The organism is Sphaerisporangium flaviroseum (genome assembly GCF_039537005.1).
Taxonomy (GTDB): Bacteria; Actinomycetota; Actinomycetes; order Streptosporangiales; family Streptosporangiaceae; genus Sphaerisporangium; species Sphaerisporangium flaviroseum.
The window spans coordinates 35169-55538 of the sequence record NZ_BAAAZR010000010.1; the positions used below are offsets into that span (position 1 = coordinate 35169).

The 20370-nt window shown below is 70.4% G+C and carries 16 protein-coding genes; 9 read left to right on the plus strand and 7 right to left on the minus strand.

Annotated elements, in window-relative coordinates:
• Positions 1–43: 43 nt before the first annotated feature.
• Positions 44–925 carry a serine/threonine-protein kinase gene (locus ABD810_RS21040; protein WP_344942813.1) on the minus strand — a complete coding sequence of 294 codons (882 nt, stop codon included), beginning with the start codon at positions 923–925 and terminating at the stop codon, positions 44–46.
• Between the two features lie 429 nt (positions 926–1354).
• On the opposite strand from ABD810_RS21040, the gene ABD810_RS21045 reads away from it, so the two are divergent.
• Positions 1355–1564, plus strand: coding sequence for a ubiquitin-like protein Pup (locus ABD810_RS21045; protein ID WP_189167324.1), 210 nt, complete (start codon positions 1355–1357; stop codon positions 1562–1564).
• Between the two features lie 84 nt (positions 1565–1648).
• Here the strand turns inward: ABD810_RS21045 and ABD810_RS21050 are convergent, their stop codons facing one another.
• The 6 genes from ABD810_RS21050 to ABD810_RS21075 all read right to left on the minus strand — a co-directional run bounded on the left by ABD810_RS21050 (position 1649) and on the right by ABD810_RS21075 (position 10037).
• Entirely contained in the window at positions 1649–4381 is a 2733-nt protein-coding gene (locus ABD810_RS21050; protein ID WP_344942818.1) for a glycoside hydrolase family 38 N-terminal domain-containing protein, read from the minus strand.
• Positions 4382–4559: 178 nt separating this feature from the next.
• Complete coding sequence (locus tag ABD810_RS21055; protein WP_344942821.1) at positions 4560–5801, minus strand: CehA/McbA family metallohydrolase; 1242 nt, start codon at positions 5799–5801, stop codon at positions 4560–4562.
• A complete protein-coding gene (locus tag ABD810_RS21060; RefSeq protein ID WP_344942826.1) occupies positions 5798–6862 on the minus strand; it encodes an ABC transporter ATP-binding protein in 1065 nt (354 codons plus the stop codon). The genes ABD810_RS21055 and ABD810_RS21060 overlap by 4 nt, the downstream gene beginning before the upstream one ends.
• A complete protein-coding gene (locus ABD810_RS21065; protein WP_344942828.1) occupies positions 6859–7734 on the minus strand; it encodes a carbohydrate ABC transporter permease in 876 nt (291 codons plus the stop codon). The genes ABD810_RS21060 and ABD810_RS21065 overlap by 4 nt, the downstream gene beginning before the upstream one ends.
• Positions 7731–8615: a carbohydrate ABC transporter permease gene (locus tag ABD810_RS21070; RefSeq protein ID WP_344942833.1), complete on the minus strand. Its 885-nt coding sequence runs from the start codon at positions 8613–8615 to the stop codon at positions 7731–7733. Before ABD810_RS21070 ends, ABD810_RS21065 begins: the two co-directional genes overlap by 4 nt.
• Before the next feature lie 48 nt (positions 8616–8663).
• Entirely contained in the window at positions 8664–10037 is a 1374-nt protein-coding gene (locus tag ABD810_RS21075) for an extracellular solute-binding protein (protein WP_344942839.1), read from the minus strand.
• A 238-nt stretch (positions 10038–10275) separates the two neighbouring features.
• On the opposite strand from ABD810_RS21075, the gene prcB reads away from it, so the two are divergent.
• The 8 genes from prcB to ABD810_RS21115 all read left to right on the plus strand — a co-directional run bounded on the left by prcB (position 10276) and on the right by ABD810_RS21115 (position 20168).
• Positions 10276–11091, plus strand: a complete 816-nt coding sequence (prcB, locus tag ABD810_RS21080; protein WP_344943418.1) for a proteasome subunit beta — start codon at positions 10276–10278, stop codon at positions 11089–11091.
• Between the two features lie 39 nt (positions 11092–11130).
• On the plus strand, positions 11131–11928 hold the full coding sequence (gene prcA / locus ABD810_RS21085; RefSeq protein ID WP_344943421.1) for a proteasome subunit alpha: 798 nt from the start codon (positions 11131–11133) through the stop codon (positions 11926–11928).
• A gap of 185 nt (positions 11929–12113) precedes the next feature.
• The gene (gene pafA, locus ABD810_RS21090; RefSeq protein ID WP_344942842.1) at positions 12114–13472 is read left to right on the plus strand and encodes a Pup--protein ligase; all 1359 of its coding nucleotides are present in this window, start codon (positions 12114–12116) and stop codon (positions 13470–13472) included.
• Positions 13473–13766: 294 nt separating this feature from the next.
• Complete coding sequence (locus tag ABD810_RS21095) at positions 13767–14711, plus strand: FKBP-type peptidyl-prolyl cis-trans isomerase (RefSeq protein ID WP_344942847.1); 945 nt, start codon at positions 13767–13769, stop codon at positions 14709–14711.
• Positions 14712–14772: 61 nt separating this feature from the next.
• Positions 14773–15678 carry an FKBP-type peptidyl-prolyl cis-trans isomerase gene (locus ABD810_RS21100; RefSeq protein ID WP_344942850.1) on the plus strand — a complete coding sequence of 302 codons (906 nt, stop codon included), beginning with the start codon at positions 14773–14775 and terminating at the stop codon, positions 15676–15678.
• Positions 15679–15869: 191 nt separating this feature from the next.
• Positions 15870–16505, plus strand: a complete 636-nt coding sequence (locus tag ABD810_RS21105; protein ID WP_344942854.1) for a helix-turn-helix transcriptional regulator — start codon at positions 15870–15872, stop codon at positions 16503–16505.
• Positions 16506–16537: 32 nt separating this feature from the next.
• Positions 16538–17032 carry a DUF3291 domain-containing protein gene (locus tag ABD810_RS21110; RefSeq protein ID WP_344942858.1) on the plus strand — a complete coding sequence of 165 codons (495 nt, stop codon included), beginning with the start codon at positions 16538–16540 and terminating at the stop codon, positions 17030–17032.
• Positions 17033–17210: 178 nt separating this feature from the next.
• Positions 17211–20168 carry an alpha-L-fucosidase gene (locus ABD810_RS21115; protein ID WP_344942861.1) on the plus strand — a complete coding sequence of 986 codons (2958 nt, stop codon included), beginning with the start codon at positions 17211–17213 and terminating at the stop codon, positions 20166–20168.
• Positions 20169–20370 lie beyond the last annotated feature (202 nt).

Sequence of the window (20370 nt, forward strand, 5' to 3'; positions counted from 1 at the left end):
CCCGCCCCCGTACGGCGCCCGCCGGTCATCGCGCGGTCGCGATCTACATTGTAAAGGCACCGGGCGGGAACAGCCCGCTGCCGGTCAGGCGCATGGGGGGCACCGCGATGCCCTCCTTGCGCAGGATGTCCGAGAGCTGTAGCGCGGCCTGGTCACTGGTGAGCCGGTCCGCCGGATCAGGTTCGAGCAGTCCCTCCAGGAGCACGCGGAGCGCGCCGGCCCGCTTCGGCGGGCGCGCCTCGTCGGGGGGCCGGGTCGCGAGGACGTCCCCGTTCCCGGTGGCCGGCGGCCTGCCCTCCACCGAGAAGTAGAGCGTGGCGCCGAACGACCACAGGTCGGCCGCCGGGGTCGCCGGATGGCCGCGCAGCCGTTCCGGCGCGATGTAGCCGGGTGAGCCCACGATCGGCATGGTGTTCGTGTGGGAGGACTCGCCCTGCAGGACCGCGATACCGAAGTCGCTGAGCACGACCCGCTCGCCCGTCAGCAGCACGTTGCCGGGCTTGATGTCCCGGTGGAGCACTCCGGCGGCGTGGGCGTGCCGCAGGCCGCTCAGGAGGTGGAATCCGATCCACGCCGTCCAGTGGACGGGCAGGCGGCCGAGGTGCCACGCCGTCGCCTGGAGGGTCAGCGCCTCCACCAGCTCCATGACGATCCAGAGCCGGCCGTCCTCCTCCAGGAGGTCGTGCACGGTCACGATGGCGGGATGGCTGAGCCTTGCGGCCGAGCGGGCCTCCCGTAGCGCGTGCCGCCTGGCCGTGCGCACGTCCAGTTCGTCGTCGCGGCGCGTCGGCCTGAGTTCCTTGATCGCGACATCGCGAGCCAGGCGCCGGTCGTGCGCACGCCAGACGATCCCCATGCCCCCTTGGCCCAGCGGCGAGATCAGCCGGTACCGATCTCCGAGCAGCTGTGCGTGGTCCGCTTTCATGTCACCCGTTCACAGTTGGCATCGTGCCCTGCCCCCACGGCCGCTCCATTTTCCTTCTGGAGCGGGATGCCTATGGGCGGATCACCACAGAATGCCACACGGTACGGGGTAACGATCTGATTTACCCCAGGCCGACCCGAGGATCAGGGCGCCCGCCGCCGGGCCCGCCACGGGCCGCGCCGCACCGGATCGCCGAGGCACTCTGTCGTCTGTTGGACAGTGTCGCTATCCAGTATGTGGATAGCGACCCTGCCTAGTTGGATAAATGGTGCCAATTCGCCTGATTTGCCATAGGCCGTTGCGGGGAGGTTGTCTGACAGGACGGCCCTCCTCCAGACGGTCTCGCGTAGATCACCGGACGATCCGCGCGAAATGTCGTCCGGTTCGGGGAAGATATGAATCAGAGCGTCCCCCAAGCGGAGGTACCACATGGCGACGAAGGACACCGGCGGCCAGAAGCAGACCGGTCGGCAGGAGACCGAGGTCGAGGAGACCGAGGCACAGGCGTCTCCGGACGTCCAGGAGCGTCAGGAAAAGCTCACTGACGACGTCGACGCGATCCTCGACGAGATCGACGAGGTCCTCGAGGAGAACGCAGAGGAGTTCGTCCGCAGCTACGTGCAAAAGGGTGGTCAGTAAGGGGCAGAGAGGGTCAGCCCGCTCCGCCCCCGCACCGGGGGCAGAGAGGGTCGCCCGCTCCGCCCCCGGGCCGTGACGCGCCGGTCAGGCGAGGTGAAGCGTCGCGATCTCGAAGGGGCGGAGCGGTAGTCGCACGACCCCGCCCGCCGCATCCAGCGGGCGGATCGCCCGGCCGGCCGTGTCCGCCAGCCGCGCGGAGGTGAACCCCCCGCGGACGACGGCTTCGGTGGCCGCGGGGTGCTGGGCCACCAGACGCACCTCCAGCCACCCATCCCGCCTGCGCAGGGCGCCGAGCACGACACCCTCGCCGCTCACCTCCAGCGGGGACACCGGCTCCGGAGCCTGCCCGGCGCCGTCGGCGCCGCCCGGCCGGCGCGCGCGCCCGTCCTCCGGGGAAGGGCTCGCCGAGCCGGGGACCGCCAGCAGGTCGTGGCGGTACTCCTCGGCCAGGCGCACCAGGCCCGCCTCGGCCCAGCCGCCCTCGTAGAGATGGACCGCGAACCGCGCCGTGACCGTCCCCGGGCACTGAGCGTCCGGCGTGGCGATCTGCGGCCCGGCCGGCTCGTCCCGGAACGCGTTGTGGTTGCGCGACAGGTAACCCACCGCCCGGAGCATCGTCACCGCCAGTTCCCCGCTCGTCTCCTTCCCGGGCGGGCACACCAGTTCGTACTCGCTGACGTGGTCGAGCAGCACCGCGAGGCCTCCCGCGGCGGCGAAGCCCGACGCCGGGAAGGTGGGCAGCGGTTCCTCGCCGCAGCCGCCCTCGCCGCTCAGCCCGCGGCGTACGACCGCGTACTGGCCGTCCGCGAACGACTCCCTCGCCTCCCGCGGGAGGGGCGTGTGCCAGCGCACCCGGTGGTCCCGGCAGGGGTTGGGGAAGGTGAGGGCCAGGCGGGCGTACGGCTCCCCGGCCCTGAGCTCCACGCGCGTGGTGACGGTGACCTCCGTGAGCTCCGCCGATCGCGCCTCCCCGGCCGCGTGGCCCGGCCACCGGTAACCCCGGGACACCTCCATCACCGAGACCAGCGGCCCGGAGCAGACGGGCGTCACCTTCACCCAGGCCGGGGTGTCGATCAGCACGTCCGCACGCGGGGGCGAGTAGTTGTAGGTGTCGCCGACGTCTCCGCCGTCGACGATCCGGCCGACGCCGTCCGCCCGCAGGCCCGAGGCGGTGCGCAGCGTGAGCGTTCCATCGGCCCGCGCGGACACCCGCAGCAGCCCGTTGTCCACGACCCCCTCGGCGCCGTCCACGGCCGTCTCAGGCCCGGTGGGGGGCGCGGAGGTCAGGACCGTACGGCCCAGCGCGGGCACCCGCACGTGTGCCGCGACGGTCACCACCGGCTCGGCGACCGTGCGGACCCGCCACGGGCCCGGACGGGCGGCCGCCGCGCCGAGGATGGCGGCCTTCAGGTCGGCGTACTGGTAACCGGTGGTGGCGTGGCGGCTGACGACGATCGTGAAGACGTCCTCCTCTGCCGACCAGGAGACGATCTCGTGGCCGAACAGCTCGCGCTCGTGGACGCGCCCGAGCAACTGGGCGAGATCGTCCATGGAGGACTCGTCCAGCAGGGTCGCGGCGCGCTGCAGCCGCTGCGCCGGTACCGGCGAGCCGTCGTGGGCGGCCAGCCCGGACCGCGCCTCCGGAAGGTCGGCCAGCACGAGCGCGGTCCGCGTGAACGGCGAGGGGTTGACGACCACGAGCTGGTCCCGCCGGGCGGCCCCGGCCAGCGAGGCGCTCACCAGGTCGACCACGGCCTGCCCGATCTGCTCGGCCTCGGCGATCCGCGCCGCGACCTGCTGGGCGGTCTCGTCGGCCCCGCACCCGGTGATGGAGTCGTGGCCGCTGCAGGCGACCAGCCCCCGCCAGGCCAGTTCGATCAGTCTCTCGCCGGCGGTGCGCTCGCTCGCGTCCTCGGCCGGCCACAGCGCCGACAGCGGCTCGGCGTACCGGATGACGGTGCGTTCGGCCCGTCCCATGAGCTGTTTCAGCGGGATCCTGGCCGAGATGACGCCGGGCAGGATGTTGGCCCGGGCGTGGGAGCGCAGCTCGCCCTCCACCACGAGCGGCTCGCCCGTCCCCTCCGCCGCCCCGGCGGACCCGAGGTACTCGCCGAGCGTGGCCAGGCGCAGGCCGGCGGCGGTGATGTCCCCGGAGGGCGCGGAGTGGTCCGCCCCGTACATCGCCAGCAGCGGGCCCTCGGGACGCCAGGGCCGCATGGTCGCGGTGAAGGCGGCCAGCCGGTCGGCCAGCCCTTCCGGCGGCCCGGTGAACAGCGCCACCGCGTTGCCGTAGCCGCCGGGCAGGTACTGGGTGCGGATCACCGTGCCGTCGGCGCCCTTCCAGTCGAACACGTCACGCTCGACCGCCAGGGGCACGCCGCGCCACAGACAGGCGACCGGCAGCCCGGCGAGCGCGAGGATCTGCGGCATCTGGGCGCAGTGCCCGAACTGGTCGGGGAGGTAGCCCACCTCCATCGCCCCGCCCAGCTCCCGCGCGCCCCGCAGGCCGTACTCCAGGTTGCGGATCAGGGTCTCGCCCGAGCAGAGGAACTCGTCGGCCAGGATCGTCCAGGGCCCGGCGGCGAAGCGGCCTTCCGCGACGAACCTGGCGATGTCGGCGCGGCGCTCGGGCCGGATCTCCAGGTAGTCCTCGACGGCGGCGAGCTGGCCGTCCATGGTGAACCGGTAGGCGGGGTCGGCGGCCATGGTGTCGAGCACCTCGTCGAGCATCCGGACCAGTCCCATCCGGAAGCGCTGGAAGGGCAGGTACCACTCACGGTCCCAGTGGGTGTGCGGGACGACGACGATCTCACTCAACGCGGTTGCCTCCGGGGCGGTGGTGCGGTGACGGCGGTCGTGCGGTGACGGCGTGGTGGGTGGTGACGGCGGTGATGCGGTGACGAGGTGTGGGCGGCGACGGCGGTGGGGCGGGGGCGGCGCCGCGGTGTCCGCCGAGGCCGCGGGGGCAAGACGGCGGGCGCGGGACGGCGCGGCGTCAGGTGCACAGGGCCATGACCTCGTTGCGCGTGGTCTCCAGCCGGTGCGGGCCGGGACGGGCGGGCAGGGACACGCGGTCGCCGCGGATCACCGACCGGTGCTCCGGGCCCCACAGGATGAGCCCCTCGGCGCCGAGCGCGAGGAACTCGTCACCGTGCCGGAGCAGCAGGGGCCCGCCGGGACCGGCGGAGACGGCGGTGTGCCCGCTCCGGATGCCCTCCACGATCGCCGAGGCCCCGGCGGGGCCGGTGTCCCCGGGACGCTCGGACAGCACCCAGGTGCACGGGGCGCCGGGCGGGTGGTCGTCCTCGGGCCGGTGGAAGTCGCCGCCGCCGACGTAGACCAGATCCTCGCGCCAGACCTGCGCCCACGACAGGGGCGCCCCCCAGGTCCGGTCCCACCAGCCCCAGTGCCAGACCTCCGCCGTGCGGGGCCGTTCGGTGAGGGGGTGCCGCCACGCGCAGTCGGCGGCCAGCGGGTGGTTGACCGACAGCAGCCCGCCCCGGTCCCGTACGGCTCGCGCCCAGGCGTCGGCGGGCTCGCGGAAGTCGATCCAGCCGATGTCGCCGAAGGCGTTGGCGTGGCCGAGATCGGTGGTGACCTCCTGGCCGGGGACGATCGTGATCCCGGTCCTCGCGGCGGCCCCGGGCAGCTCGGCGTGGTGGCTGACGGTGTTGTGGTCGGTGACCGCGAGGAAGTCCAGGCCCTCGGCCCTGGCCAGGGTGGCCAGCTCGGCGACGGTCAGGGAGCCGTCGGAGTGCACGGTGTGGGCGTGCAGCTCGCCGGCCTGCCACCGCATGCCGTCCAGCCCGGGTACGCCTCGCCGCGTCGAGGCGGGCACCGCGGCCGGGAGCGGGGGAGCGGCGGGTACGGCGGGCGCGGGCGGGGGAGTGAGGTGCGGCGTCACGGTGACCTCGTACGGCAGGCCCTCCAGCGGGACCCGGTAGAGGCCGAGCAGCACGAGCCAGACACCCTGTTCCGGATCCCCTGGCAGGTAGCCCGGCGTGGCCCACGAGGGCGCGATGGTGTACCGCGAGCGGGCACCCCCCGACCAGCCGCGAAAGCCGCCGGGGCCCTCACACCCGAGGTCCAGCACGCCGGCGGAGCGGTCGTACGAGAGCTCCACGGTGAACGCCCGCGTGCCGGCAGGAAGCTCGGCGGGTACCGCCCAGACCTGCTTGGCCAGCCGGTCGTCGAGGGTCCAGCGCCCGCTCAGCCTGATCGGCGCCGCTGAGCTCACGCGACCACCAGCTCGCCGTCGCGGTAGACCAGCGCGCGGGGATGGCGGGGGACGGCCCACGCGGAGGTGCCGGGCGCGGGCTCGGCGTCCTCGGGCACCACGGCCTGGACGAGGTGGTCGCCGGAGTCCGATGTGGTTTCGAGCGTCACGAGAAAGGAGGTGCCCAGGTTCTCCACGACCGAGACCTGCCCGGCGAAGGCGTCGTCGCGGGCGGACGCCGACAGGTCCATGTACTCAGGGCGGAGCCCGTACACGATCTCGTCGCCGTCGGCCAGGCCTGGGGCGAGGGGGAGCGCGGCGCCCGCCACCCGCAGGGTGCCGTCCTTGACCACGCCCGGAAGCAGGTTCATCGGCGTTGAGCCGATGAAGGAGGCGACGAAGGTGTTGGCGGGCCGCTGGAACACCTCCGACGGGGTGCCGACCTGCATGATCCGCCCGGCGGACATGACCGCGATCCGGTCGGCCATGGCGAGGGCCTCACCCTGGTCGTGGGTGACGAAGACGGTGGTGACCGCCAGCTCGCGCTGCAGGCGCTTGAGGAACGTGCGGGCCTCCAGGCGCATCCGGGCGTCGAGGTTGGACAGCGGCTCGTCGAACAGGAACGCCTTGGGATGGCAGGCGATGGCCCGGGCCAGGGCCACCCGCTGCTGCTGGCCGCCGGAGAGCTGGGCGGGCCGGCGCGCGAGCAGCTCCGACAGGCTGAGCCGCGAGGCCGTCTCGGCGGCCTTGGCCTCGCGCTCGGCGCGGGGCACCTTCTTGATGCGCAGCGGGTAGGCGATGTTGGCGGTGACGTCCATGTGGGGGTAGAGGGCGTAGTCCTGGAAGACCATGGCCACGTCGCGCCTGCCCGGGGCCAGTCCCGTCACGTCCGCCGACCCGATCACGATCCTGCCCGACGTGGGCGTCTCCAGGCCGGCGATCGTCCGCAACAGGGTCGTCTTGCCGCACCCCGACGGGCCGAGCAGCGCGAAGAACTCGCCGTCGGCTATCTCCAGGTCGAGGGCGTCGACCGCCCGGACGCCGCCGGGGAACTCCTTGGTCAGGCCGTGCAGCGAGATCACCGTTTGATCCCTCCATGGAAGCGAAAGCCGTACCTGCGGCTGACGAAGACGTACATGAGGACGACCGGGAGGGAGTAGAGCAGCGAGAAGGTGGAGATCAGGTCGAGGCGCGGCGAGCCGCCCTCGGTGTAGAGCGTGTAGAGGATGACCGCGCCCGGGGCCTTGGCGGGATCGCGCAGCAGGATGAACGGGGTCAGGAAGCTGCCCCACACCGAGGCGACCGACCAGACCGCGATCGTGGCCAGGCCCGGCCGGATCACCGGCACCACGATGTGCCGCAGGATCTGCAGCGGGCTCGCGCCGAAGACCCGGGCCGACTCCTCGTAGGACGTGGGCGTGCCGTCCATGAAGTCCTTCAAGATGAAGATCGCGGCCGGGAGCAGCCCGCCCGAGAGGGTGAGCACGACGCCGAGGTGGGTGTCGATCAGGTTGAGCCGGGTGGCGAGCTCGAAGATCGGCACCATGGCGGCGGTGCCGGTGACCACAGAGGACAGCAGCAGCAGGACGTACAGCAGGGCGTCGCGCCCGGGAATGCGGACCCGGGACAGCGCGTAGGCCGCCAGCGCCGCGAGGATCACCACCAGCGCCGCGCTGGCCGCCGCCTGGAGCACCGAGTTGCCGAGCGAGCTGAGGACGTACGGGTTGTCGAGCAGCGCCCTGAAGTTCCGCAGCGTGAACTCGGGGACCGAGGTGGTGATCGTCGGGTGGAGGTCGAACGGGGCGGTGGCCAGCCACAGCAGCGGCAGCGCGAAGAAACCCCCGGCGACCGCCAGGAACGTGGCCCGCCCGATCACCGCCACCGCGTGGCGCACGCGATCGGTCTCAACCTTCACCGCCGGCGGTCCCTCCGCCGTGCGGTCCTGTACGGTCACGCCGCCACCCCCCTCCGGGCGCGGAGCAGGCGCAGGTAGACCAGCGCGAGCACGAGATTGATGATCAGGACCAGGAACGACACGGCGGCCCCGAAGCCGAGCTGCCCGCTGCCGAGGGCCACGTTGTAGATGTACACCGGCACGATCTCCGACCGGCCCTCCGGCCCGCCGGCCGTGATCTGGAAGCTGGTGAAGTCGTTGAACGTCCACAGGCTGATCAGCAGCAGGTTGGTCAGCATGTGCCCCCGGATCCTCGGGAACACCACGTCACGCAGCTGCTGGAAGGTGGAGGCCCCGGCGAGCCTGGCGGTCTCGAGGTGGGAGGGCGGCACGCTCTCCAGCGCCGCGCCGTACAGCATCATCGAGAACGCGGTGCCCCGCCAGGTGTTGAAGATGATGATCGACAGCATCGGGTGGTCCAGCAGCCAGGCGAACCCGGGGGTGTGCAGCAGCGCGTTCAGCGTGCCCTGGTCCCGGTCGAGCAGGGCGATCCACAGGAAGGCCACCACCGAGGAGGGCAGGATCCAGGCGAGCAGCACCAGGCCCTCGACCGCACGCTTGACCGGCCCTGTGCGGTTGCGCAGCGCCCAGGCGATCGAGAAGCCGAGCCCCACCTGGCCGATGATCGCCGAGCCCAGCACGAACTGCACGGTCAGCCACAGCGAGGTGCGGAACCGCTCGTCGCCGAGCGCGGCGGTGTAGTTGTCCATGCCGACGATCTGCGGGTTGGCCGCCGCCAGGCCGGTGAGCCGGAAGTCGGTGAGGCCGAGATAGATCGTCCACAGCGCCGGGAAGATCAGGAAGACGCCGATCAGGACCAGGGCGGGCAGGACGAACCCGACCGCCCTGGTCCTGCCGAGCCCCGCGGCGTCAGTGTTCATGCCGCCCGCCTGTGCCGGTGGCGCCCACGCGACCCGGTGATCCGCCGGTCACTGTGCGACGTTGGAGGCGCCGCCGACCAGGCCCTCGAGTTTCTTCTGGTAGGCGGCGGCCGCCTCGTCGACGCTCTTGCCGGAGACGACCGCGGCGGTCGCCTCCTGCAGGGCCACCGAGACCTGCGGGTAGACGGCGAGACCCGGCCGGAAGGAGGTGATGGGCAGCACCTTCTCCGAGACGAAGTTCAGCATCGGGTCGGGCGCGAGGACCTCCTCGTTCACGTCGGAGCGGGAGGTGATCCTCGCCTCGCCCGCGAGCCCGGCCTTGGTCGCCTCGGCCGAGTGCATGAACGACAACAGCTCCCAGGCCAGCTTGGCGTTCTTGGAGTTGGGATTGAGCACGCGCACCGCTCCGCCGGACATGCTGACGAAGTCCTGGCCGCGGACCCCGGCGCCGGGCTGCTTGGCGGGGATCAGGGCGTAGCCGACGTCCTTGTCCCGGTTCTGCATGGGCGCGACTCCGGCCTTCGGCTCGATGACCGCGCGCCAGAAGTAGTCGCCTTCGGCCAGGATGCCGATCTTGCCGTCGGCGAACTCCTGGAAGGACTTGTCGCGGCCCTTGGCCTCCTGCTGCAGCCGGGGGTCGCCGAGACCGGTCGTGTAGATCTGCCGGTAGAACCCGAGCACGTCCTTGACCGCCTGCGAGGCGCCGGTCCACTTGCCGTTGGAGAAGATCTCCGAGCCGGTGCCGACCAGCAGCGGCAGCGCCCCCTGCATCGAGGTGGCCTCGCCCATCGCGGTGCCGGCGTTGATCTGGACGGGCGTCGGCACTCCGGCCTTCTTGAGCGCCGTGCCGGCGTCGATGATCTCCTGCCAGCTCTTCGGCTGCCAGTCGGCGGGCAGGCCGGCCTTGGCGAACAGGGTCTTGTTGAAGAACAGGACGCGGCCGTCGGTGCCCTGCGGCAGCCCGTACTTCTTGCCGTCGAAGATCCCAAGGCCCTGGACGGCCTGCGGGATCTGGCTCCAGCCCTCCCACTGCTCCACCTCGGGGCCCGCGGTCTCCGCCAGGGGCTTGACGTATCCGGCCTGGGCGAACTCGCCCACCCAGATGCCGTCCAGGTCGATCACATCCGCGCCGGTCCTCGACTTCAGGTCCAGGGCGATCTTGGTCTTGTACTGCTCGTCGTCGACGCCGTTCGGCTGGAAGAGCACGTGGACGCTCTTCCCCTTGGCCTTCTGGGCCTCTTCGAACTTGGGGATCAGCCAGCTCTTGGTCCAGTTCGCCGTCGCGGCGTTCTTGCCGCCGGAGATGGCGTTGGCGGTGATCGTCAGGGTGGCGCTGCCGTCCCCGGAGGGTTCTCCGGAGCCGCATGCGGTGAGGGTCAGCACGGCTGCGGCCAGTACGGCGAGGGTTCGTGTGGGTCTCACGGGAGGACCTCCCCTAGTGGGACGGAGGCATACCTGTTTACATGTCACGACAACTCGACAATTACATGGCCGATCTGATCCGTAAAGATTATTTTTGGGGAAGATGAGGCTGGATGGGCGAAAGCGGTTCGCGCTGAGCTGATCGTGGGAAGTGCATCCACGACAGCACCACGAGTAGGGTCGGCGTAGAAGCTGAAAGCACTGGGGAGGGAGTCGCGTGGCAGCACAGCGGGGCTGGATGAACAATCTGTTCCTGGACACGGGGTCGACGTCGTTCACCGAGTTCGTCGGGTCCTACGCTCCGGGGCTCCTCCCGGCGAGATTCGAGTCCTTGGCGGCGCCCGTGGGCGACCAGATCCCGCACGCGACCACCATCGTCGCGGCGACCTTCGCGGGCGGCGTGGTCGTCGCGGGCGACCGGCGGGCCACCGCGGGGAACTACATCTCCCAGAAGGACATGGAGAAGGTCTTCCGCACCGACGACTACTCCTGCATGGGCATCGCGGGAACGGCGAGCACCGGCATCGAGATGGCCCGCCTCTACCAGGTGGAGCTGGAGCACTACGAGAAGCGCGAGGGCCGCGAGCTCTCGGTCGAGGGCAAGGCCAACCGGCTCGCCACCATGATCCGGGGCAACCTGCCGATGGCGATGCAGGGCCTGGCCGTGGTGCCGCTGTTCGCCGCCTACGACGAGAACCGCGGCACCGGCCGCATCTTCTCCTACGACGTCGGCGGCGGTCCCTACGAGCAGACCAACTACGCCTCGATCGGCTCGGGCTCGCTGTTCGCGCGCGGCGCGCTGAAGAAGCTCTACCGCGAGGGCGCCTCCGCTGAGGACATCATCCTCACCTGCGTCCACTCGCTCTACGACGCCGCCGACGACGACTCGGCGACCGGTGGTCCCGACGTCGCCCGCAAGATCTGGCCGCTGGTCGCGGTGATCACGGACGAGGGCTTCCGCCGGCTGCCCGACGAGGAGGTCGAGGGGTACGTGCGTCAGGTGCTCGACCTTCGCATGACCGATCCCGACGGTCCCACCGCCCCGCTGCGCTAGTCACCACCCACGGCCACGAGAGGATCACCACCGGTGTCCATGCCCTTTGGATATGTGTCCCCCGAACAGGAGATGCGGGACAAGGCCGATTTCGCGCGGAAGGGCATCGCGCGCGGCCGCAGCGTCGTGGTGCTTCAGTACGAGAACGGCATTCTGTTCGTCGCCCCGAACGCCTCCCGGGCGCTGCACAAGATCAGCGAGATCTACGACCGCATCGGGTTCGCGGCGGTCGGCAAGTACAACGAGTTCGAGGCGCTGCGCCTGGGCGGCATCCGCTACGCCGACATCAACGGCTACACCTACGACCGCAGCGACGTGACCGCCCGCGGGCTGGCCAACCTGTACGCCCAGTCGCTCGGCATGGTGTTCACCGAGTCGCGTAAGCCGTACGAGGTGGAGATCGTCGTCGCCGAGGTGGGCGACGCGCCCGAGGACGACCAGATCTACCGCCTGACCTTCGACGGCTCGGTCGCCGACGAGCACGGTTTCGTGGTCATGGGCGGCGTGGCCGAGGCGGTCGCCGGCCGCCTGAAGGACCGCTTCCGCGAGGGCATGTCGCTGCCTGACGCTCTGGACGCCGCCCTGGCGGCGCTGACCGAGCCCGGCGGCGAGCGCCCTCCCATGTTGCAGCTCGAGGTGGCCGTGCTCGACCGCACCAGGGAGCACCGCAAGTTCCAGCGGCTCACCGGCCCGCGCCTGGAGCGGCTGCTCGCCACCGGGTCCTCCTCCGTCACGCCGCCGTCCGAGGCCGGCGCCGGCGGTCCTCTGGAGGCGGGCGACGGCGACTCGCCGGCGACCGCCCCCGAAGGCGACATCGACACCGGGTCCGGCGGGTAGGACCGTTCCGCGGCGTCCGGCATCGCGTCCCGGTCCCCCGGTGATCCGGGGGACCGGGACGTCGTTACGGAAACCGTCAAGGGGGCGCAAAGTTATCGCCGTCATGCGCGGTGGCACGGGGTCCCGGCCACGAAACCCGGGGAAGATCCCTCCCCTCGGCGGCCTTGGGGACATAGTGTGATGTGATGGATCGTCGCATCTTCGGCTTGGAGAACGAATACGGCGTCACCTGCACGTTCAGGGGTCAGCGCAGGCTGTCTCCCGACGAGGTGGCGCGGTACCTTTTCCGCAGAGTCGTGTCCTGGGGCCGATCAAGTAACGTGTTCCTCCGCAACGGTGCCCGCCTGTATCTCGACGTAGGCAGCCACCCTGAGTACGCCACCCCCGAGTGTGACAACGTCGTGGAGCTCGTCACCCACGACAAGGCGGGGGAGCGCATCCTCGAAGGCCTGCTCGTGGACGCCGAGAAGCGGCTACGCGAGGAGGGCATCGCTGGAGACATCTACCTTTTCAAGAACAACACCGACTCGGCGGGCAACTCCTACGGTTGTCACGAGAACTACCTTGTCGGCAGGCACGGCGAGTTCGGTCGGCTGGCCGACGTCCTGATCCCGTTCCTGGTGACCCGGCAGATCATCTGCGGGGCGGGCAAGGTGCTCCAGACGCCGCGCGGTGCGGTGTACTGCGTCTCCCAGCGTGCCGAGCACATCTGGGAGGGCGTGTCGAGCGCCACCACCCGGTCGCGCCCGATCATCAACACCCGTGACGAGCCCCACGCCGACGCCGAGCGCTTCCGGCGGCTCCACGTCATCGTGGGCGACTCCAACATGAGCGAGTCCACCATGCTGCTCAAGGTCGGGGCCACCGACCTGGTGCTGCGCATGGTGGAGGCCGGCACGGTCATGCGCGACCTCAGCCTGGAGAACCCCATAAGGGCGATCCGGGAGGTGTCCCACGACATGACCGGCCGCAGGCGCGTGCGCCTGGCCAACGGCCGTGAGGCCTCCTCGCTGGAGATCCAGCAGGAGTACCTCTCCAAGGCCCGTGACTTCGTCGACCGCCGCGGCGGTGACGCGATCACGCGCAGGGTCCTGGAGCTGTGGGAGCGCACCCTGCGGGCCGTGGAGACCGGCAACCTCGACCTGGTCTCGCGCGAGATCGACTGGGTGACGAAATACCAGCTCATCGAGCGCTACCGCAACAAGTACGACCTGCCGCTGTCCTCGCCGAGGGTGGCGCAGCTCGACCTCGCCTACCACGACGTGCACCGCAAGAGGGGCCTGTTCTACCTGCTGCAGAAGCGCGGCGCGGTCGAGCGGGTGGCGTCCGATCTGAAGATCTTCGAGGCGAAGTCGGTGCCGCCGCAGACCACGCGCGCCCGGCTGCGCGGGGAGTTCATCCGCAAGGCGCAGGAGAAGCGCCGCGACTTCACCGTCGACTGGGTGCATCTGAAGCTGAACGACCAGGCCCAGCGCACGGTCCTGTGCAAGGACCCCTTCCGCAGCGTCGACGAGAGGGTCGACAAGCTCATCGCCGGTATGTGATCGAAGCGCCGTGATCGGCGGCGCCCATCCATCAGGCGGGCCTCCCCCAGGAGACCCGCCTGATGGAACTTTCGGCGAAGCCATACGTGCCCGGCGTTTCCGACCGGCCACCAACGGGGTTGTTTCGTGTGGTTCATGTGTTTTCGCCCAGGTATCCAAGTGGTTCCCCCGAACCTCTGGAGAGGCGTCTTCGAAGGTAAGGTCACACTTCGGCAAGATCGAGATGTGCCGACTCCCGTAGTCATGGCGTTCGGGTAGTGTTACGCGAACGTGACGTCTTTCCAAGGGATACCCATGCGCCGACTGGCCCTTCTCGCCGCCTTGCCGTTGCTGTTCGCCGCTGCCTGCGGTAACAGCGGCGACGTCACCGCCAAGACCGGCGGTTCGACCGCCGGCGTCAAGGTCGCGGGAGAGTTCGGGAAGAAACCGCAGGTCACCTTCCCCACGGGCAAGCCCCCCGCGACGTCGTCGGCGCAGACCATCTCGCAGGGCCAGGGATCGGCCGTCAAGGACGGCGACTCGGTCGTCGCCAACCTCACGGCCTACAGCTGGGACGGCAAGAGCAACGCGGCGTCGGGCTCCACCTACGACGACGGCGCGCCCCAGCTCATCAAGGTCGACTCCAAGCTGCCCTCCGTGGTGCACAAGGCGTTCCAGGACAGCAAGCCCGGCGGCCGGTTCCTCGCCGTCGTCGCCAAGGACAGCCTGACCGCCGACCAGGTCGAGCAGGCCAAGTCGCAGGGTGCCGACACCTCCATCGCCAGCGTCTACGTCGTCGACGTCATGGGCGTGCCCACGGTGAAGGCGGCGCAGGGCACCGCCACCGACCCCGGGCTCAAGGGCGTGAAGCTGGAGAACCCCGGCGGCGACCAGGCGCCCAAGCTGACCACCAAGACCGACGAGCGCGCCCCGAAGGAACTCGTCACCAAGACCGTGATCAAGGGCACCGGCCCGGTCGTCAAGTCGGGTCAGACGATCCTCGTGCACTACACCGGCAAGATCTGGGGCACCGACAGCGAGTTCGACAGCAGCTGGGGCCGCGGCGAGCCGGTGATGTTCCCCATCGGCATCGGCAAGGTCATCAAGGGCTGGGACCAGAGCCTGGTGGGCGTCACGCAGGGCAGCCGGCTGCTGGTGACGATCCCGCCGGACCTCGGTTACGGCAAGGCCGGCTCCGGAGACAAGATCAAGGGCACCGACACCCTCGTCTTCGTCGTCGACGTCCTCGGCGCCTACTGACCCCGAGATAGGCTGCGCCGACTTACTGACGTCGCTCCCAATAGGGCGGTACGGTTGGCCGATGCGCCGCCGGTTCCCGCTTGCCGTCCTGTCGCTGGTGCTGGCCGCCGCGGCGTGCGGCGGCTCGGAGCCGGACGGCGCGCTGAAGGTCTCGGGCGGGTTCGGCGGCAGGCCCGCCATCGCCTTCCCGGCCGGAGGGCCGCCGGCCGAGCTGAAGGTCCAGGAGCTGGTCTCCGGGAAGGGCCGCGTCGTCGGCCGCGACGATCTGGTGGTCGCGCAGTACACCGCGCACGTCTGGGACGGCAAGGACAACCGGCTGCTCGACTCCAGCTTCGGCCGGGGGGCGCCCGGCGCCTTCTCCCTCGACGGGCTCATCCCGGGCCTCGGCCGTGCCCTCTCCGGGCATCGGGCCGGCAGCCGCGTCCTCGCGGTCATCCCGCCCAAGGACGGATTCGGCCCGAACCCACCGGACGGCATGACGTCCCGCGACGGGTTGGTCTACGTGGTGGACGTACTCGGGGCCTTCCCCCCGGGCGCGGCCGCCAGGGGCCGCGGCGGTTCGGGTGAGCTCGCCGGCGTGCGGATCGCCGTCGGGACGGGCGGCAGGCCCGCCGTCACCCTGCCCGCCACCCCGCCACCCCGCGCGCTCGCCACCAAGGTCCTGGTCAGGGGCGACGGTCCGAAGGTCCGGCCCGGTCGGCTTCTGGTGACACAGTACGAGGGCCGCCTCTGGCGCTCGGGCAAGGTGGTCGACTCAAGCTGGGCGGCCGGGCGGCCCAAGGCGTTCCGGATCGGCGACGGCAGCGTGATCGCGGGCTGGAACCGGGGCCTGGTGGGCGTCCCGGTCGGCAGCAGGGTCGCGATGGTCGTCCCTCCCGGGGACGGGTACGGCCCGCGCGGGGTTCCCGGCAAGATCAAGGGCACCGACACGCTCGTCTTCGTCGTCGACGTCCTCGGCGCGTTCTGAGGCTCCCCGGGCGGTTCCCGGGGCTCACCCGACGGGGAGTTCTGTGAGGCTCCCCGGGCGGTTCCCCCGGCTGACCCGATGGGGCTGATCCCTCCGCCGCGACACCCGCCGCCGATGAAGAAATCTACATCGTAAAGGCGTCGGCCGGCGATACGCGTCGCACCCGCCGGCACCGCTCTAGACTCGCGGCTGTGAGCAGCGACGATCTGGACGTTCTCGGTGTCCTGCGCGATCCCGTACGACGAGCGCTCTACGACTACGTGGCCGCGCAGGGCCGGGACGTGGGCCGGGACGAGGCCGCGGAGGCGGCCGGGGTCCGCCGCACGCTGGCCGCCTTCCACCTGGACAAGCTGGTCGAGAGCGGCCTGCTGGACTCGACGTTCCGCCGGCTGAGCGGCCGCACGGGGCCGGGGAGCGGGCGCCCCGCCAAGCTCTACCGGCGCTCGGCCGGGGAGCACCAGGTCAGCATCCCCCCGCGCGACTACCGCACCCTCGCCCTGGTGCTCGCCGAGGCCGTCGACCTGCTGGGCGGGGAGGCGGAGGCCGAGGCGGCGGCGCGCAGGGTGGGGGAGCGAGTCTCCGCCCCCGGCGTGAGTGAGGAGTTGCGGAACCGGGGTTACGAGCCCTACCACGAAGGCGACCAGGTCCGGCTTCGCAACTGCCCGTTCCATGTGCTGGCCGAGGTGCGTCCTTTGCTCGTCTGTTCGCTGAACCTCGCCCTCTGCGAGGGCATGCTGACCGCACTCGGCGACGGCCGGCACGCCGCGCGGCTCGACCCCCGTGCGGGGGAGTGCTGCGTGGTGTTTTCTAAAACTAATGAAGATTGACATAGAAGCCGAGGGCGTGGTCTCCTGGGCGCATGCATCTGGCCCAGCTCAACGTCGCCCACATGCGCGCCCCCAAGGAATCGCCCGAGCTCGCCGATTTCGTGGCGGCCCTCGAACCGATCAACGCCATCTCCGACGCGGCCCCCGGCTTCGTCTGGCGGCTCAAGGGTGGCCCCGACCCCACCGACACCGTCCAGCACGAGTACGAAGAGATGCTGCTGATCAACTTCTCGGTGTGGGAGTCGCGTGACGCGCTGTGGAACTTCGTCTACCGCACCCGCCACCTCGACGTGCTGCGCCGCCGCCGCGAGTGGTTCCACCGCGTGGCCGAGCCGTACAGCGTCATGTGGTGGATCCCCGAAGGCCACACGCCCAGCCTCGCCGACGGCATGGCGAGACTCGATCTGCTCCGCGCGAACGGCCCCACCCCCGAGGCCTTCACCTTCACCGACTTCCACGAGCCGCCGGACGCGCCCCAGCACGCCGAAGGGCCGGCGGGCCGTCTCGCTGCGGTTGACCAGGTGTGATCCGCTCATTGCGCCGAGGGCATGCGACGGAGTCGTGTACGGCGACGAGCTGACTTAAAGGTCCTATGACTCTTCGGAAACGGAGGTTTCGTGATCTTGACCTGGGCTGAAAGCGGTGTAATCATCGGATGTCTTACCGTAAACCGCTCAGTCAGCCCTCCAGGAAAGAGCGACGGCCATGGGACCTCGACCGCAGCCCGGCACCCCGCCCCCACCACCGCGACCACGACCGGCCGGGACCCGCTGGCGCTCCATCTGCGCCGCCGTCGTCCTCGCCCTGCCGGCAAGCCTCATCTCCGCCGCCCCCGCCGGCGCGGAGGTGTCGCATCCCCGGCAGCAGTGGCTCCGCGAGTCCACGGCCGGACTGTTCCTGCACTGGGGGATGTTGACCGCGCCACGACACCTGAACTGCCAGGAATGGGAGCGTGACGTCACCGCCGGCGGGTGGAGCGCCGACTACTGGGTCGACGAGGCGCGCAAGCTCGGTGCCTCGTACATCGTGCTCGCCACCTTCCACAGCAGGCTCGGGTACGCCCGCCCGTGGCCGTCGAAGATCCCGGGGAGCTGCGCCACCGAGCGTGACCTCCTCGGCGAACTGGTGAAGGCGGGCAAGGCCAAGGACGTCCGGATCATCCTCTACATGACCGACGACCCCCAGTGGCACAACGAACTGGGTACCGAGACCCTGGACTCGCCCGCCTACTCGGCCTACAAGGGCGAGCGGGTGGACCTCACCACCCGTGCCGGCTTCGGGATGTACAGCTATGACCTGTTCTTCGAGGTGATGGAGAACTACCCCGACCTCGCGGGGTTCTGGATCGACAACGACAACGAGTACTGGGAGCGCAACAGGCTCTACGAGCAGATCCGGGAGAAGCGGCCGTCCTGGTTGCTGAGCAACAACAACGAGGACACCCCGATCATGGACACGGTCAGCAACGAGCAGAAGACAGGGATGACCCCGTCGTACGACTATCCGCAGGCGGCGTGGACGCCCATGCCGCGCCTCGTCGAGGCCGACTACAAGCTTCCGACGACCGGAAGCTGGTGGTACGACGGCGGCGACCACCCCGTGGACTTCCGGCTGAGCACCGGGCGTTATGTCACCAACGCGGGCTCGTCGATGAAGTCCCTGATGGCCGAGACCCCCATGGTGAACGGCAGGTTCCCGCCGGACCAGGAGCGGTTCAACGCCTTCATGTCCCAGTGGGTCCCGCCGATCCGGTCCTCGCTGCAGGGCACCGAGGGCGGCGGGTACATGTACGGCGGCATGCAGCCGGGCTTCTGGAACGACGGGGCCCACGGGGTCGTCACCGTCGAACGCGGCGCGAAGACACAGTACGTCCACGTGGTCACCAGGCCCAGGACGGACATGGTGCGACTGCGCGACAACGGTTACAAGGTGACCTCGGTGAGCGACCTGCGGACGGGTGAGCGCATGCGCTTCACGCAGTCCGGCGGCCACCTCACCATCCTCGGCATCCGGACCTGGGACGCCTACGACACGGTGTTCAAGGTCCAGACGGCCGGGCAGCCGTACTTCTACGACCAGTCCGCGCTGAAGGCGTCCGCGTCGTCCGCCCGTGAGGGGCATCCGGCCGGCGACCTGGTCGACGGTGGCTTCCAGACGTACTGGGATGGCGACCGGCGACTCCCCGTGTCGGTGACGCTGGACCTCGGCAAGCGGCGCAAGGCGACCTATCTGGCCGTCGACCAGCGCGAATGGTCCCCCACGTACGCGCGGGAGAGCTTCGGCCGGCCCGAGGACTCGGCGAGGATCAAGGATTACCGGGTATACGTGAGCGCTCACGGCCGTAGTTGGGGACAGCCCGTGCGGACAGGGGCGCTGAGAAGTGCCCGCGGTGTGCAGTTCATCGACATCGGGGAGCAGCACGCCCGGTACATCAAGCTCGAGGTGCTGACCACCTGGAGCGGACCGCAGGCCCCCACCTTCCACCGCGAGCTCAAGATCGACGAGATCAGGGTGGCGTACGGCCACCCGAACTCGCTCCTGCCGCCGCTGCCGCTGGAGGCGGAGTCACTCGGAAACGACCGGGACGGCATGGCACGCCTTCACCTGTGCCGGTCCTGCTCGGGGGCGTTCGAGGTCACCGGGCTCGGCGGCGGGACTCGCAACGCGCTGACCTATCGTGACGTCACGGTCGCGGAGGCTGGGAACCACCGCCTGCAGATCGACCACACCTCGGCAGCCGCCACGTCCCTGTCCGTGAGCGCTAACGGCGCACCCGCCGTGGACGTGCCCATCGCGGGGGACAACGCGGAGGTGCCGGCCTCGACGGCGATCTCCGTACCGCTGCGGGCCGGCGCCAACACGGTGACGTTGTTCAGCAAGGCCGGCAAGGGGCCGGGGATCGATCGCATCGCGGTCGGCCCGCTGCCTCCGGAGTCGTATGTCCCGAGGACCACGATGACCGTGGAACCGGCCGGGATGCAGTGGGCCGGATCCGGACAGCAGTCCATCAAGGTGTCGGCGACGCTGCGGCTGGACGACGACGACATGATCGACAAGGTCAGGATGGCCCCGGTGCCTCTCCAGGGCTGGTCGGTCCAGGGCGACGCCGTGACGGCCACCACGATGCGGCTCGGGCAGACCCTTGAGGCCTCCTGGACGCTCACCTCACCGCCCGGCCAGGATGTCGGCTCGGTCGACATCCCGATCAAGGCGTCGTTCGAGACGCTCGGCCGGCCGAGCGAGGTCACCAGGCAGCTCCGGGTGCGGCCGCGTCCGGCGGATCGGGTCTTCATGCGCGAAGCCGAGGACTCCCGCAACCGCCTCGGCAGCTCCGGCATCACGAACTGCTCGCCGTGCTCAGGAGGCCAGAAGGTCCGCAACATCGGCGGCGGCCCGGACGCCTACGTGGAGTTCGAGGACGTCACCGTGGACACGGCGGGCACGTACACGCTGTTCATCGACTACACCGTCAACGGCGACCGCTCGTTCTTCGTGTCCGTCAACGGTGGGACGCCCGTCGAGGCGGCGGTGAGCGGCATCGGCAACAGCACCCCCCAGACGACCTCGATCCCGGTGACCCTCAGGCAGGGCACGAACACGATCAAGCTGTACAACCACCAGACCTCGGCCCCCGACCTGGACCGGCTCTCACTGGCCAAGTGATCGACCCCGTGGCGCGGCCGGTAAGGGAAACCGGCCGCGCCAACGGCTACGACCGCGGCCGCCGGGCTCGCATCGCCGATGTATAGCGGCCGACACGCGTGGAGTAGGTGTCATGAGCAGAAAATGCAGACACCAACCCGTCCGATACTCGGGGTATCTTCCACGAGCCGCAGAGGAACACCGTCGCGGCTGACGCCTGACC

Bases quoted from the DNA above. Each gene is read 5' to 3' on its own strand.
- ABD810_RS21100 (WP_344942850.1), top strand. From the start codon at position 14,773: ATGCGCCGCCGGTTCCCGCTTGCCGTCCTGTCGCTGGTGCTGGCCGCC.
- ABD810_RS21045 (WP_189167324.1), top strand. From the start codon at position 1,355: ATGGCGACGAAGGACACCGGCGGCCAGAAGCAGACCGGTCGGCAGGAG.
- pafA (WP_344942842.1), top strand. From the start codon at position 12,114: ATGGATCGTCGCATCTTCGGCTTGGAGAACGAATACGGCGTCACCTGC.
- ABD810_RS21040 (WP_344942813.1), bottom strand. From the start codon at position 925: ATGAAAGCGGACCACGCACAGCTGCTCGGAGATCGGTACCGGCTGATC.
- prcA (WP_344943421.1), top strand. From the start codon at position 11,131: ATGCCCTTTGGATATGTGTCCCCCGAACAGGAGATGCGGGACAAGGCC.
- ABD810_RS21110 (WP_344942858.1), top strand. From the start codon at position 16,538: ATGCATCTGGCCCAGCTCAACGTCGCCCACATGCGCGCCCCCAAGGAA.
- ABD810_RS21115 (WP_344942861.1), top strand. From the start codon at position 17,211: ATGGGACCTCGACCGCAGCCCGGCACCCCGCCCCCACCACCGCGACCA.
- ABD810_RS21070 (WP_344942833.1), bottom strand. From the start codon at position 8,615: ATGAACACTGACGCCGCGGGGCTCGGCAGGACCAGGGCGGTCGGGTTC.
- ABD810_RS21095 (WP_344942847.1), top strand. From the start codon at position 13,767: ATGCGCCGACTGGCCCTTCTCGCCGCCTTGCCGTTGCTGTTCGCCGCT.
- prcB (WP_344943418.1), top strand. From the start codon at position 10,276: ATGAACAATCTGTTCCTGGACACGGGGTCGACGTCGTTCACCGAGTTC.